The sequence below is a fragment of the Roseovarius tolerans genome, from assembly GCF_900109855.1.
GTDB lineage: Bacteria > Pseudomonadota > Alphaproteobacteria > Rhodobacterales > Rhodobacteraceae > Roseovarius > Roseovarius tolerans.
The window spans coordinates 18211-34577 of sequence record NZ_FOBO01000006.1 but is presented as its reverse complement, the minus strand read 5'-3'; the positions used below and the strand labels follow the sequence as shown (position 1 = coordinate 34577).

At 63.0% G+C, this 16367-nt stretch carries 12 protein-coding genes; 3 read left to right on the top strand and 9 right to left on the bottom strand.

The features are described from left to right. Positions 1–92: 92 nt before the first annotated feature. On the top strand, positions 93–1322 hold the full coding sequence (locus BMX04_RS07400; protein ID WP_074785657.1) for an SAM-dependent methyltransferase: 1230 nt from the start codon (positions 93–95) through the stop codon (positions 1320–1322). 1 nt (position 1323) lies between these two features. Here the strand turns inward: BMX04_RS07400 and BMX04_RS07395 are convergent, their stop codons facing one another. Next, positions 1324–2448 carry an aminodeoxychorismate synthase component I gene (locus tag BMX04_RS07395; RefSeq protein WP_074785656.1) on the bottom strand — a complete coding sequence of 375 codons (1125 nt, stop codon included), beginning with the start codon at positions 2446–2448 and terminating at the stop codon, positions 1324–1326. Positions 2449–2610: 162 nt separating this feature from the next. Between BMX04_RS07395 and BMX04_RS07390 the strand changes: the two genes are divergently transcribed. Continuing rightward, entirely contained in the window at positions 2611–3135 is a 525-nt protein-coding gene (locus BMX04_RS07390; protein WP_074785655.1) for a hypothetical protein, read from the top strand. A 110-nt stretch (positions 3136–3245) separates the two neighbouring features. Continuing rightward, positions 3246–6545: a carbamoyl-phosphate synthase large subunit gene (gene carB / locus BMX04_RS07385; RefSeq protein ID WP_074785654.1), complete on the top strand. Its 3300-nt coding sequence runs from the start codon at positions 3246–3248 to the stop codon at positions 6543–6545. Positions 6546–7077: 532 nt separating this feature from the next. Here the strand turns inward: carB and BMX04_RS07380 are convergent. The 8 genes from BMX04_RS07380 to BMX04_RS07345 all read right to left on the bottom strand — a co-directional run bounded on the left by BMX04_RS07380 (position 7078) and on the right by BMX04_RS07345 (position 16303). Further along, a complete protein-coding gene (locus BMX04_RS07380) occupies positions 7078–8760 on the bottom strand; it encodes an ABC transporter ATP-binding protein (RefSeq protein ID WP_074785653.1) in 1683 nt (560 codons plus the stop codon). A 5-nt stretch (positions 8761–8765) separates the two neighbouring features. Next, complete coding sequence (locus tag BMX04_RS07375; RefSeq protein WP_050663308.1) at positions 8766–10004, bottom strand: ABC transporter permease; 1239 nt, start codon at positions 10002–10004, stop codon at positions 8766–8768. A gap of 12 nt (positions 10005–10016) precedes the next feature. Next, on the bottom strand, positions 10017–10973 hold the full coding sequence (locus BMX04_RS07370) for an ABC transporter permease (RefSeq protein ID WP_050663309.1): 957 nt from the start codon (positions 10971–10973) through the stop codon (positions 10017–10019). A gap of 204 nt (positions 10974–11177) precedes the next feature. Continuing rightward, positions 11178–12788, bottom strand: a complete 1611-nt coding sequence (locus BMX04_RS07365) for an ABC transporter substrate-binding protein (RefSeq protein WP_074785652.1) — start codon at positions 12786–12788, stop codon at positions 11178–11180. A 213-nt stretch (positions 12789–13001) separates the two neighbouring features. Then, on the bottom strand, positions 13002–14312 hold the full coding sequence (locus tag BMX04_RS07360) for a replication-associated recombination protein A (RefSeq protein WP_074785651.1): 1311 nt from the start codon (positions 14310–14312) through the stop codon (positions 13002–13004). Next, positions 14309–14554 carry a hypothetical protein gene (locus BMX04_RS07355; RefSeq protein ID WP_139194521.1) on the bottom strand — a complete coding sequence of 82 codons (246 nt, stop codon included), beginning with the start codon at positions 14552–14554 and terminating at the stop codon, positions 14309–14311. Before BMX04_RS07355 ends, BMX04_RS07360 begins: the two co-directional genes overlap by 4 nt. Positions 14555–14717: 163 nt before the next feature. Further along, positions 14718–15137, bottom strand: coding sequence for a 50S ribosomal protein L17 (rplQ, locus tag BMX04_RS07350; RefSeq protein WP_074785649.1), 420 nt, complete (start codon positions 15135–15137; stop codon positions 14718–14720). 149 nt (positions 15138–15286) lie between these two features. Further along, positions 15287–16303, bottom strand: a complete 1017-nt coding sequence (locus tag BMX04_RS07345) for a DNA-directed RNA polymerase subunit alpha (RefSeq protein ID WP_074785798.1) — start codon at positions 16301–16303, stop codon at positions 15287–15289. Positions 16304–16367: the final 64 nt, after the last annotated feature.

The window sequence follows — 16367 nt, the reverse complement described above, 5'->3', positions numbered from 1 at the left end:
CGAGCAGGCTGGCCCGGAAACCGGGTGCAGGGACAGGTTTGGTACGCCGTAAGGATGCGCCGCAGGACGTGCGCAAGAAAACGAGGTGTAGCATGTGGACCAAGGCTCTGGACGGGTTGCTGACCCATCTTTTCAAGCGTGGGCGCCTGCGCGTGACCTACCCCGACGGGCTGACCCGCGCCTATGGCCCCGGCGACGGCCCCGAGGCGGCGGTGACGCTGCATGATGCAACGCTGCCGCGCCGGATCGTGATCTCGCCCGAAATGGCTATCGGCGAGGGGTATATGGACGGCACCGTCACGTTTGACGGTGATGACGTCTACGGCTTTCTCAGCCTTGCGATCATGAATATCGCCGCACAGGGCCAGCCGTGGTTCCGCCGCCCGCTGGAGGGGATGCGGCGTCTTACAAGACGATTGGACCAGTTCAACCCGGTGACGCGGTCGCGCAGCAACGTGGCGCATCACTATGACCTGTCGGGCGAACTCTACGACCTCTTTCTTGACGAGGACCGTCAGTATTCCTGCGCCTATTTCGCCCGCGCCGACATGACACTGGAAGAGGCGCAGGCCGCCAAGAAGGCACATATCGCGCGCAAATTGCTGATAAAGCCGGGGATGCGCGTGCTCGATATCGGCTGCGGCTGGGGCGGCATGGGGCTGACGCTGGCGCGCGATTTCGGGGCAGATGTGACCGGCGTGACCCTGTCGCGCGAACAGCATGCGATGGCCAATGCCCGCGCCGAGAAGGCGGGGCTTTCGGACAAGGCGCGGTTCGAATTGATGGATTACCGCGACGTGGCCGGGCAGTTCGACCGTATCGTTTCGGTCGGCATGTTCGAACATGTGGGCGTGCCGCATTACGATGAATATTTCGCCAGCGTGCATCGCCTGCTCAGGCCCGACGGCATCGCGCTGATCCACACCATCGGGCGGGCCGGGCCGCCCGGTGCGACAAGCCCGTGGATCACCAAGTACATCTTCCCGGGCGGCTATTGCCCCGCCATGTCCGAGGCCACAGCGGCCATCGAGCATCATCATCTGGTGACCACCGATGTCGAGGTCTGGCGGCTGCATTACGCCGAGACGCTGCGCGAATGGCGCAGGCGGTTCGAGGCCAATATCGACCGCGTGCGCGCGCTTTATGATGATCGGTTCTGTCGGATGTGGCGCTATTACCTGATCGCCAGCGAACTCACGTTCCGGCTCAACAACCAGGTGGTGTTCCAGTTCCAGATGAGCCCAAAGCAGGACGCGGTGCCGCTGACTCGCGATTATCTCTATCCCGGCGACAGCGACGATCTGCGCCACGCAGCGGAATAGATCACGCCGGGACCGGCATCAGCGCGCGGGCAAAGCGCGCCTTCCACAGCGCCTCTTCATATTCGCCTTCGGCGGTGCTGTCATAGACAACGCCCCCGCCGACGTTGAGCGTGGCCTGCCCCTGCTCCAGCAGCAGCGTGCGAATGGCGACGTTGAATTCCGCGCGCCCGTCCGGCGCGGCCCAGCCGATGGAGCCGCAATAGATCTCGCGCGCGGCGCCTTCGAGATCGGCGAGGATCTGCATCGCCCGCAGCTTCGGCGCGCCGGTGATCGACCCGCATGGGAAAAGCGCGCGCAGGATGTCCGAGAGCCGCATGTCAGGTGCCAGATCGGCGGCGATGAGCGAGGTCATCTGGTGCACCGTCTCATAGCTTTCGACGCTGAAGAGTTCCGGCACGCACACAGAGCCGGGCACGCTCACCCGGCTGATATCATTGCGCAAAAGGTCCACGATCATCAGGTTCTCGGCGCGGTTCTTTTCATCCGATTGCAGGAAGAACCGGCGTCGCGCATCCTCCATCGCGTCGTTGCTGCGCGGCTGCGTGCCCTTCATCGGCCGGGTCTCGATCCCGCCCGCGGCATCGGTGCGAAAGAACAGTTCCGGCGAGCGCGACAGGATCGCGGGCAGCCCCTCGGCCTCGATCAAAGCGCCATAGCGCACCGGTTGGATCTGGCTCAACGCGGCATAGAGCGCCTGCGGCGTCCCCGTCGCCCGCATCCGGATCGGAAAGGTCAGGTTCGCCTGATAGATATCGCCCGCACAGATATAGTCATGCACGGTCTGGAACGCCTGTGCGTAGCGGCGCGCGTCCCAATCGGGGCGCATCTCGCTTAGCTGCGCAGGGCCGGAGCGTATGGGGGCCGCGTCAAGCGGGGCCTCGAACACGCCGAATTGCAAAAGTGGCAGGCGGCGGTGCGCGGGCAAGGTCGCGGCAAGGCGCGGCTCGAACGCATGGCCCAATTCGTAGCTGGCAAACCCCGCGAGCCATTGGCCCATTGCGCGCGCGTCGTCCATCGCGGCCAGGGCGGCAGGCACCTCGTCCGGCTCATGCGCCACGATCAGCTGTGCGGCCTGCGCGAACTGGCAGGCCTCCCCGGTCGGTCCATGATCGAAACGAATCTGCACGTTGCATCCTCTTGCACAGGTGCTGCGGTATTTAGGCCGCGCGGCACCGAAAGACACCCACAAAAGCGCCGCTTTGATCCGGTTTTGCGCAAGCCCCTGCGCTTGACACAAAGCATTGCAGGCGCGACGCTCAGACCCAAGGGCGATTTCAGGACCGGATTGATGAGACTTCTTTTGCAGGGCGGCATTCTGGGCCTCTGCCTCTGCGCCGGGATGGCCGGGGTAGGGCAGGTCTCGATCGGGTTTGAGGGACCGGGCGAAGGGCCTGCGCCGCAAGAAATGCAAGAGGACGGCTACCGCATCGCCACGCGCAACGCGATGATCTCGACCGCGGAAAAGTCAGGCGACGGCACCGATGGCCCAACCGAGATCGAGGGTGCCATGGGACAGCGCAGCGGCATCGCAATCCTGCGGGACGCACCCTTCACCTTCGTCTCGCTCGACTGGCAGTCCGAGCGCGGCGCGCCCGAAGTGCGGGTCGAGGGCTATCTCGGCGATCTTCTGGTGGCGGGCGACCGCTTTGTCGCCGCCCCCGCGCAGCCGGGGTTCACGCGCTTTGAGGCAGGCGCGCTCAGCGGGCAGGTGATCGACCGGCTGATCCTTTATCCGCAGCGCGACGGCGCGGGCATGGGCGCGCTCGACCGGGTCATTCTGGAGGACGCGCCGGAGATGCCCGAAACCTCTTGAACCCGCGCCGGGTTTGCCCCTTGCACACGGGCGGATCATGGATATAACCCCACCAATTTGCGCGCGCGCCCCTCCGGCCCGCGCGGTCATTCAGCTGCCCGAGGACCGATATGCCGAAAAGAACCGATATCTCATCCATCATGATCATCGGAGCGGGGCCCATCATCATCGGACAGGCCTGCGAATTCGACTATTCCGGCGCACAGGCGTGCAAGGCCCTGCGCGAAGAAGGCTACCGCGTCATCCTTGTAAACTCGAACCCCGCGACGATCATGACCGACCCCGGCCTCGCCGACGCCACCTATATCGAGCCGATCACCCCCGAGACCGTGGCCAAGATCATCGAGAAGGAGCGCCCCGACGCATTGCTGCCGACGATGGGCGGGCAGACCGGCCTCAACACCGCGCTCGCCGTGGCCGATATGGGCGTGCTGGAGAAATTCGGTGTGGAACTGATCGGCGCGAACCGGCAAGCTATTGAAATGGCAGAAGATCGCAAGCTCTTCCGCGAGGCGATGGATCGCCTGGGCATCGAGAACCCCAAGGCCACCATCGCCAACAACATGGATGAATGCATGGCGGCGATCGACTATGTCGGCCTGCCCGCGATCATCCGCCCGGCCTATACGTTGGGCGGCACCGGCGGCGGCGTCGCCTATAACCGTGACGATTACATCCACTACTGCAAATCCGGCCTCGACGCCTCGCCGGTCAGCCAGATCCTGATCGACGAGAGCCTCTTGGGCTGGAAGGAATTCGAGATGGAGGTGGTCCGCGACCGTGCGGATAACGCAATCATCGTCTGCTCCATCGAAAACGTCGATCCGATGGGCGTGCACACCGGCGATTCGATCACCGTGGCCCCTGCCCTCACGCTGACCGACAAGGAATACCAGATCATGCGCAACGGCTCGATTGCCGTGCTGCGCGAGATCGGGGTCGAGACCGGCGGCTCCAACGTGCAATGGGCCATCAACCCCGAAGACGGGCGCATGGTTGTGATCGAGATGAACCCGCGCGTGTCGCGCTCCTCGGCGCTTGCCTCCAAGGCCACGGGCTTTCCGATTGCCAAGATCGCGGCCAAGCTGGCCGTGGGCTATACGCTCGACGAGTTGGACAACGACATCACCAAGGTGACGCCCGCGAGTTTCGAGCCTACGATTGATTACGTGGTCACCAAGATCCCACGCTTTGCCTTCGAGAAATTCCCCGGCTCCAAGCCGCATCTGACCACCGCGATGAAATCGGTGGGCGAGGCGATGGCGATTGGCCGCACGATCCACGAGAGCCTGCAAAAGGCGCTCGCCTCGATGGAAACCGGCCTTTCGGGCTTTGATGAGGTGGAAATCGAGGGCGCGCCGGACAAGGCCGCGATCACCCGCGCGCTCTCGGTCGCCACCCCCGACCGGATGCGCACCATCGCGCAGGCGATGCGCCACGGCCTCAGCGATGACGAGATCAACGCCGCCACGGCGTTTGACCCGTGGTTCCTCGCCCGTATCCGCGAGATCGTCGAGGCCGAAGCGCAAATCCGCCGCGACGGCCTGCCGATGACCGAGGACGGCCTGCGCCATCTCAAGATGATGGGCTTTACCGATGCGCGGCTTGCCATGCTGACGGGTCGCGACGAGGAGCAGGTGCGCCGCGCCCGCGTCAATCTGGGTGTGCACGCGGTCTTCAAGCGGATCGACACCTGCGCCGCCGAATTCGAGGCGCAGACGCCCTACATGTATTCCACCTACGAGGCCCCGATGATGGGCGAGGTGGAATGCGAGGCGCGGCCCTCTGACGCGAAGAAGGTCGTCATCTTGGGCGGCGGGCCGAACCGGATCGGTCAGGGGATCGAGTTCGATTACTGCTGCTGTCACGCCTGTTTCGCGCTCAGCGATGCGGGTTACGAGACGATCATGATCAACTGCAACCCCGAGACGGTCAGCACCGATTACGACACCTCGGACCGGCTCTACTTCGAGCCGCTGACATTCGAGCATGTGATGGAAATCCTGCGCGTCGAACAGGAGAACGGCACGCTGCACGGCGTGATCGTGCAATTCGGCGGGCAGACGCCGCTCAAGCTGGCGCGCGGGCTGGAGGCCGAGGGCATCCCGATCCTCGGGACCACCCCCGACGCCATCGATCTGGCCGAGGACCGCGAGCGGTTTCAGGAGCTGGTGGTCAAGCTGGGCCTCAAGCAACCCAAGAACGGCATCGCCTCGACGGACGCGCAGGCGCTTGCCATTGCCGAGAGCATCGGCTTCCCGCTGGTCATCCGACCGTCCTACGTACTGGGCGGCCGCGCGATGGAGATCGTGCGCGACATGGCCCATCTGGAACGCTACATCGCCGAGGCGGTTGTGGTGTCGGGCAAGAGCCCCGTCTTGCTCGACAGCTATCTGTCGGGGGCCATCGAATGCGACGTCGATGCGCTCTGCGATGGCGAGAACGTGCATGTCGCCGGAATCATGCAGCACATCGAGGAGGCCGGCGTGCATTCGGGCGACAGCGCCTGCTCGCTGCCGCCCTATTCGCTCTCCGCCGCCACCATCGCCGAGATCAAGACCCAGACCGAGGCACTCGCGCGCGCGCTCAATGTCGTCGGGCTTATGAATGTGCAATTCGCGGTCAAGGGCGAGGATATCTACCTGATCGAGGTAAACCCGCGCGCCAGCCGCACCGTGCCCTTCGTCGCCAAGGCAACGGATAGCGCCATCGCCTCCATCGCCGCACGGCTGATGGCGGGCGAGACGATGGCGTCCTTCCCCTATCGCGGCCCCTACCCGCGCGACACCAAGCCCGGCAGCCTGCCGATGGCCGACCAGATGACGCTGGCCGATCCCGACATGCCGTGGTTCTCGGTCAAGGAGGCGGTGCTGCCGTTTGCCCGCTTCCCCGGTGTCGATACGATCCTCGGCCCTGAAATGCGCTCCACCGGCGAGGTGATGGGCTGGGACGTGTCCTTCCCGCGTGCCTTCCTCAAGGCGCAGATGGGGGCGGGTGTGGACCTGCCCGAGGGGGGCCGCGTGTTCGTGTCGATCAAGGACAGCGACAAGACCCCGCAGCTTGTGGAAACCGCGCAGGTGCTCACGGATCGGGGCTTTACCCTTGTCGCGACACGCGGCACGGCGGCGTTCCTGACCGAGGCGGGATTGGCCTGCGAGGTGGTCAACAAGGTCTATGAGGGCCGACCCAATATCGTCGACCTGCTCAAGGATGGTGAGATCGCACTTGTGATGAACACCACCGAGGGCGTGCAGGCGGTCGAGGACAGCCGCGAGATCCGCTCGGTCGCGCTTTATGACAAGATCCCCTATTTCACCACCGTGGCCGGATCGCACGCGGCGGCATTGGCGATCAAGGCGCGGCAGGAGGGCGAGTTGTCGGTGATGCCATTGCAGGGCAATTCCGCCTGACCGATTGGGCGGCGGGCCTTTGGCCTGGATCGGACCGCTCGGTCTCGGATCGCCGCCGTTTTCTTCAAGAGAAACCGGACAAGAAAACTTCAAGTCTTCTTGCACGGAATTTTTCGAGAATTCCGTTCGGTAAATATCAGGCTCAGGCCAATTGCGACGTCGCTTTCAGACCACGCCCCTTCGCATTCGCTCGATATGTCGAAAACGCCCATGTGGGTTGTCGAAAATGCATGGATTTTCGGCGCTTTTATCATTGCGCCGCCACATTTATCGCTTATGTGCGCCTTGTGAGCGGCGCGCCGTTCGCATGCGAAACCGCGAGGCAGGAGGCAAGCCCATGACACGCGACGAACTGAACCGCGAACTGCGTATGCACTCGGCCTCCTGGCAGGCCGTGGTGATCGTCTATGGCGCGATCATCGGCACTTTCGTGCTGTCGGCCATGGCGATTCTCTAAGCACCCCAGGTAACGCAGATCCCGACATGAAAAACGGCGGAGGCTTCCCCCCGCCGTTTTGTTGTTCGTCCAGGGTCAGGTGACCTTGGCGTCTTTCGGGTCGATCTTGGCCGATGCCGCATCGCCCACATTATCGACGCCGCGCTCTTCCAGCAGCGTGGTCAGCCAGTCGGGATCCATCTCGGGCACCGAACTGAGCAACAGATCGGTATAGGGATGGTGCGGCGGCGTGAACATCTCGTCCTTGGGCCCCTGCTCCACCACCTTGCCATGCTGCATCACCACCACCTCGTCGGCGATGGACCGCACCGTCGCAAGGTCATGGGTGATGAACATATAGGCGAGGTTCAGCTCGTTCTGGAGCCGGTCGAGCAGCCGCAGAATGCCTTCGGCCACCAGCTGATCGAGTGCCGATGTCACCTCGTCACACACGATGAAGGTCGGCTCGGCGGCGAGGGCGCGGGCGATACCGATGCGCTGTTTCTGTCCGCCTGAAAGCTCTGCCGGGTAGCGGTTGTAATACTGCGCCGGTTCAAGCTCGATCAGGTCGAGAAGCTCGTCGATCCGGTTCTTCAGCGCGACCCCCTTGAGCCCGGAATAGAACGCCGCCGGTCGCCCGATGATCTCGGAGATCCGCACCTTGGGATTGAGCGCGGTGTCGGCCATCTGGTAGATCATCTGGCACTGGCGCAACTGGTCCTTGGTGCGGTTGCGGTAATCGGGCGGGAACGGCTCGCCCTTGAACAGCACCTCGCCCTTGGACGGCGGCAGCAGGCCCGTGATCACCCGCGCCGTGGTGGATTTGCCCGAGCCGGATTCGCCCACCACCGCGACGGTCATGCCGGGGTAGATGTCGAAGCTCACATCATCGAGCACCTTCTCGCCGCCGGTGTAGGAGGCATCCACATTCTTGACCGAAATCAGCGGCGGGGTGCCGTCGGTCGGTCGGTGGCGCTGCGGACTCTTGAAGCCACGCACGGCCCAGAGGGATTTGGTGTAATCCTCTTTCGGGTTCTCGAGCATCTCGCGGGTCGATGCCTCCTCGACCTCTTCGCCCTTGAGCAGCACCTTGATCGTATCGGCCATCTGCGCCACCACCGCGAGGTCGTGGGTGATGTAAATCGCGGCGGTGTTAAACTCGTCCACGATATCTCTGATGGCAGAGAGAACCTCGATCTGCGTGGTCACGTCAAGCGCCGTCGTTGGCTCGTCAAAGATGATGAGATCGGGACGGCAGGACATCGCCATCGCGGTCATCGCGCGCTGCAGCTGCCCGCCCGAGACTTGGTGCGGATAGCGAAATCCGATTTCCTGTGGATTCGGCAGCCGGAGCTTTTCGTAAAGCTCCATCGCGTCCTCTTGCGCCTCCATCCGTTTCTTGAGCCGGTACTGGAGCGGCGCCTCGGTGTGCTGGTCGATGATCTTGTGCGCCGGGTTGAAGGACGCCGCCGCCGATTGCGCAACATAGGCGATGCGCGAACCGCGCAGCATGCGCCGGTCGGCCTCGGTGGCGGTGGTCAATTCCATCCCGTCGAACTCGATCGAGCTGTCGACAATGCGGGTGCCGTCGCGAGCATAGCCCATGCAGGCAGCACCGATGGTGGATTTGCCCGCACCCGATTCGCCGATCAGCCCCATCACCTCGCCCCGGTGCAGGGTCAGGTCGATACCCTTGATGATATCGACCCAGGTTTCATCCGAATAGCCCTGGATCTTCAGGTCACGGATTTTCAGCAATACGTCTTTTTTCTTGATCATGACGATTACACCTTCAGTCCAGAGGAGCGGTAGAGCATCCAGTCCACCACGAAATTGACCGCGACGGTCAGAAGCGCGATGGCTGCCGCGGGGATAAGCGGCGTGATCTCACCGAACGAAACCAGCGTCGCGTTCTCGCGCACCATCGAGCCCCAATCCGCCGTCGGCGGCTGAATGCCGAGGCCGAGGAACGACAGGCCCGCGATCAGCAGGAACACGAAGCAGAATTCCAGCCCGAATTCCGCCACCAGCGGCGCGGTCGAGTTGGGCAGGATTTCCCGGCGGATCAGATACCATGTCTTTTCACCGCGCAGCTTGGCCGCTTCGATATAGTCCATCACCACGACATTTCCCGCGACCGCCCGTGTCAGGCGGAAGACGCGCGGGCTGTAGATCACCGCGACCACCAGCACGAGAATGATCTCGGACGGGTTGAAGATGATCAGCATGAACCCGGCAAAGGCCACCGATACCCCGACCAGCGCCGCCAGCCCGATGGCCCAGCCGATGATGTTGTTCTCGAACACCGCCGTCACGACCAGCAGTCCGGTCACCATCATGAACCCGGTCAGCAACCAGAAACTCGTCGTGTCATTGGCCAACTCGCCCCCGAAGATCGACAGCATCAGTAGCGCGAAGATCAGCGACGGGATCGACATGATCACGTCCGAGGTGCGGGCAATGAGCTGATCGAACCAGCCGCCATTGACCGCCGCCAGCAGCCCCGCGAGCGCGCCCAGAAGGAAGGCAAGCACCGTCCCGGCAAGCGCCAGGGCCACGGTATTGCGCGCGCCGTAGATGATGCGGCTGAACATGTCGCGGCCCAGTTGGTCGGCCCCCAGCAGCATCGTCTCATCCGCCGGTGCAAAGGCCGAGGAGATGATCTCGGCCTCACCGAACGGCGCGATCACCGGCGCGAAAATGCCTGCAATCGCATAGGTGAAGATCACGAACATCCCGAAGGCCGCCGTCAGCGGCGCCGTGCGCAACTCCTTGGCCATATTGGTCGAGGCGATGACGATCAGGAACTCGCGGAAGGCGTAGGAAACCATAGCCGCCAGCGCCAGAAGCCCCGCCGCGATCGCCACGCTGCGCAACGCGCCCGGTCCGCCAACGATGCCGAGGATGAACGACACCAGGGTCAGCGAGAAGATCAGCAGGAACGCCGACCGCTTGTTGAAGTAAGCCGCAAGGCAGGACGCGCCGAGTAGCAGAGTATAGTAGATAATGACGAAAACACTCATGTCTCTGCCCCCTTATTTCGGATGCCGCAGGCGCGGATTTGTCAGGATCGCGCCCACATCGGCTGCCAGATTGAGCAGGATGAAGGTCGCCGCGAAGATCAGGCAGCAGGCCTGAACCACCGGGAAGTCGCGTTTGCTGACCGCGTCCACGAGGGCCTGTCCGATACCGGGGTAGACGAACACCACCTCCACCAGCACCACGCCGGTGATGAGATAGGCAAGGTTCAGCGCCACCACGTTGATGATCGGGGCCCAGGCATTGGGCAGGGCGTGTTTGACGATCACCTTCCAGGGCGGTGTGCCCTTGAGCCGGGCCATCTCGATATAGGGCGAGGCCAGAAGGTTGATGATCGCGGCACGTGTCATCCGCATCATGTGGGCGGTCACCACCAGCACCAGCGTCAGCGCGGGCAGGAAGGTGCGATAGAGCAGATCGCCGAAATCCATGTCAGAACTCAGGCTGGCAATCGCCGGGAACATGCTCGTCTTGACCGCCAGATAGAGGATCAGGATATAGCCCAGAAAGAATTCGGGGCTGGAGATCGAGGTGAGCGTCGCCACGTTGGCCACCCGGTCGAAGATCGAGTTGCGCAGCAGGGCAACGATGATCCCCAGAACGATCGAGATCGGCACCGCAATGGCGGCCGCGTAGGTCGCCAGAAACAGCGTGTTGGCAAAACGTTCGCTGATCGTCTGCGACACGCTTGTGCCGGTTACGATGGAATTGCCGAAATCGAGCATCACCGCACCCGACAACCAGTCGAGGTAGCGCACGATGGCCGGTTGATCGAGGCCCATCTCCTTGCGTAATGCGGCCAGGTTTTCGGGCGTCGCGCCCTGCCCCAGCACCGCCTCGGCGATGTCACCGGGCAAAAGCTCGACCATGAAAAATATGATGACGGATATGACCAATAGGATGATCAGTCCGAGACCGAGCCGTTTCGCAACGAGCCCTAGGATGTCCCCCATCTTTCCCTCCTGCTGTTTCTGCCTGCCGCCTTGTTCCGGCGGGCCGTTTTCGGCTCAGGCGCACAGTGTTCTGTGTCTGCGGTCGCGCTTTGTTTTTTGGTATTTGCGAGTGCGACCGGATTGGCGAAACCGGAGGCGGGACAGACCCGCCACCGGCAGTGAAAGACCCGGCCCCCTTTTCGGGGACCGGGCCGGATCAGGGCGTTATGTCGAGAACCACCAACGGCTCGCGGCGCGGGCACCGTCACAGCTCCAGCTGGCCGCGACATCCTCGCCACGCTCCACACCCTTGCCACGGGCATAGACCCAGTTGTTGAAGAACGGGATAATCGTGCCGCCATCGTCGCGCATCAGCACGCACATCTCGCGATACATCTCGGCACGCAGGCTCTCGTCAAGCTCACCCTTCGCCTGAAGCAGCAGCTCGTTGAAGCGTTCGTTCTGCCAGCGGCTCTCGTTCCAGGCTGCGTCGTCCTTGTAGGCCAGCGTGAACATCACGTCCGGCGTCGGGCGCGCGCCCCAGGAGACGGCCGAGAACGGCTTTTTCAGCCAGACATCGGAGTAGTAGCCATCATTCGGCTCGCGCACGACATTGATGTTGATACCCGCCGCCTTGGCCTGTTCGGCATAGAGGACGCACATGTCGACCGCACCGGTATAGACGCTGTCGGCCACCGACATGTTGACCGAAAGCCCCTCTTGCCCGGCCTTCTTGAGCAGCGATTTCGCCTGATCCGGATCGTATTCGCGCTGCGGGATATCCTCGGGCCAATAGGGCTGCACCGGCGAAAGGTGGAAATCGTTGCCCTTGGTGGCCGCCCCGAACGAGATCTTCTCGATGATCTCGTCGCGGTTCATCGCGAGTTTCAGCGCGTTGCGCACGTTCACATCATCGAACGGTGCCGTGTCGCAATGCATCGGCATCGTGATCGCGCCACCCGACGGGATGTTGTCGACCTTGATGTCAGGATTACGCTCCAGCAGCGCAAGCGTCTTGAGCTCGATCAGCGAGACGCAGTTCACATCGCCGGTGACAAGCGCGGTCTGACGCGCATTCGGGTCGTTCAGGATCAGCATCTCGACCTTGTCGAAATAGGCCCCCTCGCCGTGCCAGCCATCGTGACGGCTGAGCGCCCACTGAATGCCGAATTCACCCGACTCGATCTTGTAGGGACCGCAGCCGTCGCCGGACTTCCAGTCGATCGTGCCGTCACCATTCGACGGGCAGATCGCAAAGTGATAGTCGGTCATCAGCCAGGGCAGGTCGGCATTGCCGCGCGCCAGCGAGATGACAACGGCATTCTCGCCATCCGCCTTGATATCCGTCACATCCGTCAACAGCGCCTTGGCCGCCGAGGTGGACGCGTCGCCACGGTGGTGGTTGAGGCTGTCGATCACGTCCTGCGCCGTCACCGGCTTGCCGCTGTGGAACGACGCATCGGGATTGAGCTCGAACGTCCATTCCTTGGCGTCCGGCGTCGCCTCCCAGCTCGTCGCCACATCCGGGCCGAGCGAATTGTCGGGCTCGATCAGCGTCAGATAGCTGCGATGCGTGTGCGCCAGAAAGATCATCTGCCGCGTCACATAGGTGCCCGGGTCATGCGTGTCAGAGCTGTTGCCGTCATGCACACCCCAGCGGAACGTGCCGCCCCGGCTCGGTTGTGCGGCGGCCGATGTACCCCAGAGGCCGGTCGCGGCAGAGGCAGTCATGCCCGCAGCGGCGGCAAAATGCATGAACGACCGGCGCGAGATATCGCCGGAGCGCGCGGCACTTGCCAGCCTGTCCATAAGGACCTTGTCGGTTTTCTTTGTCATGAGACTTCCCTGTTTTGTTGTTGATCTGTCATTGGAGAGGCCCCTGTCATGGCCCTCTCCGAAAGCTTCCTTTGCTGACCCATGGTCAGGATGCTCAAATACGACATATTGAAAACAAAACACGAAATCCTCCGGCTTTCCAGACTCTATTCCGGAAAACGCCGAAGTTTTAAAGGTCAGTAATCCTGAGGTTTTTTCCGGCAGGACACCATTTCACCCGCCGCGCCGCTCGCGCAGACGTGAAAAATAGTCGAGTCGTTTTTTGAGTTCGCGTTCGAATCCACGCTCTACCGGCTGGTAGAGAACCGGGCGTTTCATCGTCTCGGGAAAGTAGTTCTGCCCCGAAAACGCATCCTCGGCATCGTGGTCATAGGCATAGCCCGCGCCATAGCCCTCGTCGCGCATGAGCTTGGTCGGAGCGTTCAGGATGTGCTTGGGCGGCGGTTCGCTGCCGCTCTTCTTGGCCTCGCGTATCGCGGCCTTGTAGGCGGCATAGCCCGCGTTCGATTTGGGCGCGAGCGCAAGATACGTCACCGCCTGCGCCAGCGCCAACTCGCCCTCGGGACTGCCGAGGCGTTCATAAAGTTCCCAGGCATGCAGGCAGACCGTTTGCGCCTGCGGGTCGGCAAGGCCGATATCCTCCACCGCCATCCGGGTGATGCGGCGCGCCAGGTAACGCGGGTCCTCACCACCCTCCAGCATCCGCGCCAGCCAATAAAGTGCGGCGTCGGGGTCGGACCCGCGCACCGATTTGTGCAGCGCCGAGATGAGGTTGTAGTGCTCATCGCCCGACTTGTCGTATTTCGCTGCCCGCTTCATCAGCCGCGCGGCCAGCGCGTCGCGGCCCAGCTTGCCATCGGTGCTCCACGCCGCCATCTGCTCGATCAGATTGAGCAGCGCACGCCCGTCGCCATCGGCCATTTCCAGCAGGCTCTCACGCGCCGGACCGTCGAGCGGCAGGGCGCGGCCCAGATCCTTCTCGGCCCGCTGCGCCAGATGTTCGAGATCCGCGAGGTCGAGCCGCGTCAGCACCAACACCTGCGACCGGCTGAGCAGCGCCGCGTTCAACTCAAACGACGGGTTTTCGGTCGTGGCCCCCACAAGAAGGATCGTGCCATCCTCCATATGCGGCAGGAACCCGTCCTGCTGCGCCTTGTTGAACCGGTGAATCTCATCGACGAATAGCAGCGTGCCCTGCCCGTTCGCGCGTCGATGCTTGGCCTCCTCAAAGACCTTGCGCAACTCCGGCACGCCGGTGAAAATCGCGCTGATCTGCACAAAATGCAGGTCGGTCTCATCCGCTAGAAGCCGCGCGATGGTGGTCTTGCCCACCCCGGGCGGCCCCCAGAAAATCAGCGAGGTCAGGCTGCCCGAGGCCAGCATCACGCCAAGCGGCGCATCCGCGCCCAGCACCTGATCCTGTCCGATCACCTCCGACAGGGCACGGGGGCGCAGCCGGTCCGCCAGCGGGCGCGGCGCCCCCTTGGGTGCAGGCGTGTCGCCGGTATCAAAGAGATCGCTCATAGCCGCAGCCGCAGCGCCATGCGCCGCCCGTTGCGCATCACCTCGATGCTCAGCGTGAGCGTGGTCCAAACGCCATAGGGGCCGGGGCCTTCCACAAGCACCATCTCTGGCAGGGCGGCGCGGTCGCTCGTCCGGGTCGGGTTGTGCGACAGCACTTCGGGCGCGACGATCATCGGCACGCGCATCTCGGCGGCAAGCGGGGCCGCGACCAGGATCAATATGAGCGACAGGATGCGGATCAACGGCGGCCTCCCTCGGTTCGGCGGATCGCCCGAGATATGCGCGGCGCGGCAGAGCAATGCAAGCCCGCTGCGTTTCTTCTTGGTCCAAATACTCTAATCCCACAAACGCAAAACCCCCGCCGGTGAGGGCGGGGGTCAGGGCCGGGCCAATAATTGGCGTGGCTTATTCTTCTGCGGCCTCTTCGGCGGCAACACGGGCGCGGTCTGCGGCACCTTTGGCATCGACGTCGCGATCGACGAACTCGATGATCGCCATCGGCGCCATGTCGCCATAGCGGAACCCGGCCTTGAGCACGCGCACATAGCCACCCTGACGGTCCTTGTAGCGGGGTCCCAGCACGTCGAAGAGCTTGGCAACGTGGATGTCCTGCTTGAGCTGGGCTGCGGCCTGACGGCGCGCGTGCAGATCACCGCGCTTGCCGAGCGTGACCATCTTTTCCATGATCCGGCGCAGTTCCTTGGCCTTGGGCAGGGTGGTCTTGATCTGCTCATGTTCGATGAGCGAGCCGGCCATGTTCGCCCACAGCGCCTTGCGGTGCTCGTGGGTGCGGTTCAGGCGGCGGTATCCTCTGGCGTGACGCATTTTCTATCTCCTAAGCGTTTTTGCTTTGTCTGGCGGTCTGATGCGTGTCAGCCGCTCTCCTTGGGGCGGGATTGCCCGGGTCTTCGGGGAGCACCGATTTCTTGAAAAGAAATCGGAACGGAACCTTTTGAAGGTTCCGTCCCCTTATCTCAAAAGGCGTCCTCGAACTTCTTGGCGAGGTCCTCGATATCGTCCGGCGGCCAGTCCTCGACATCCATGCCGAGATGCAGACCCATGCCCGAGAGCACTTCCTTGATCTCGTTGAGCGACTTGCGGCCGAAGTTCGGGGTGCGCAGCATCTCGGCTTCGGTCTTCTGGATCAGATCACCGATATAGACGATGTTGTCGTTCTTGAGACAGTTGGCCGAGCGCACGCTCAGTTCCAGTTCGTCGACTTTCTTGAGCAGGAGCGGGTTGAATTCCAGCCCGTCATCCTCGGCCTCGCGGCCCGCCGATTCCGGCTCGTCGAAGTTGACGAAGATCGACAGCTGATCCTGAAGGATGCGCGCGGCGAAGGCCACGGCGTCATCGGGGGTGATCGAGCCGTCGGTCTCGATCTTCATGGTCAGCTTGTCATAATCCAGCACCTGGCCCTCGCGGGTCGGCTGCACATCATAGCTGACGCGGGTGATCGGCGAATAGATCGCGTCGATCGGGATCAGGCCGATGGGTGCATCCTCGGGCTTGTTCTTGTCCGCCGAGACATAGCCCTTGCCGGTGTTGACCGTCAGTTCCATGTAAAGGTCCGCACCTTCGTCGAGATGGCAGATCACGTGGTCCTTGTTCAGAACCTCGATGCCCGCGCTGTCGGAAATGTCGGCAGCGGTCACGGCCCCGGGGCCCTTGGCATTGATCGACAGACGCTTGGGCCCTTCGACTTCCATGCGGACGGCGACGCCCTTGAGGTTGAGGACGATATCGGTCACATCCTCGCGCACGCCCGGCACCGAGGAGAACTCGTGCAGCACGTTGTCGATCTGCACGGCGGTGATGGCCGCCCCCTGTAGCGACGACAAAAGCACGCGGCGCAGCGCGTTGCCAAGCGTCAGACCAAAGCCGCGCTCCAGCGGTTCGGCGACCAGAACCGCCTGACGCAGCGGGTCATTGCCCGGTTTCACGTCAAGCTGTGTCGGCTTGATCAGTTCAGCCCAATTCTTGTGGATCATGCGTCCCTCCATTCCTGTTCTGTCCTCATGTCCAAAGGTCCAGAACGCCCGAGGATGTAAAATG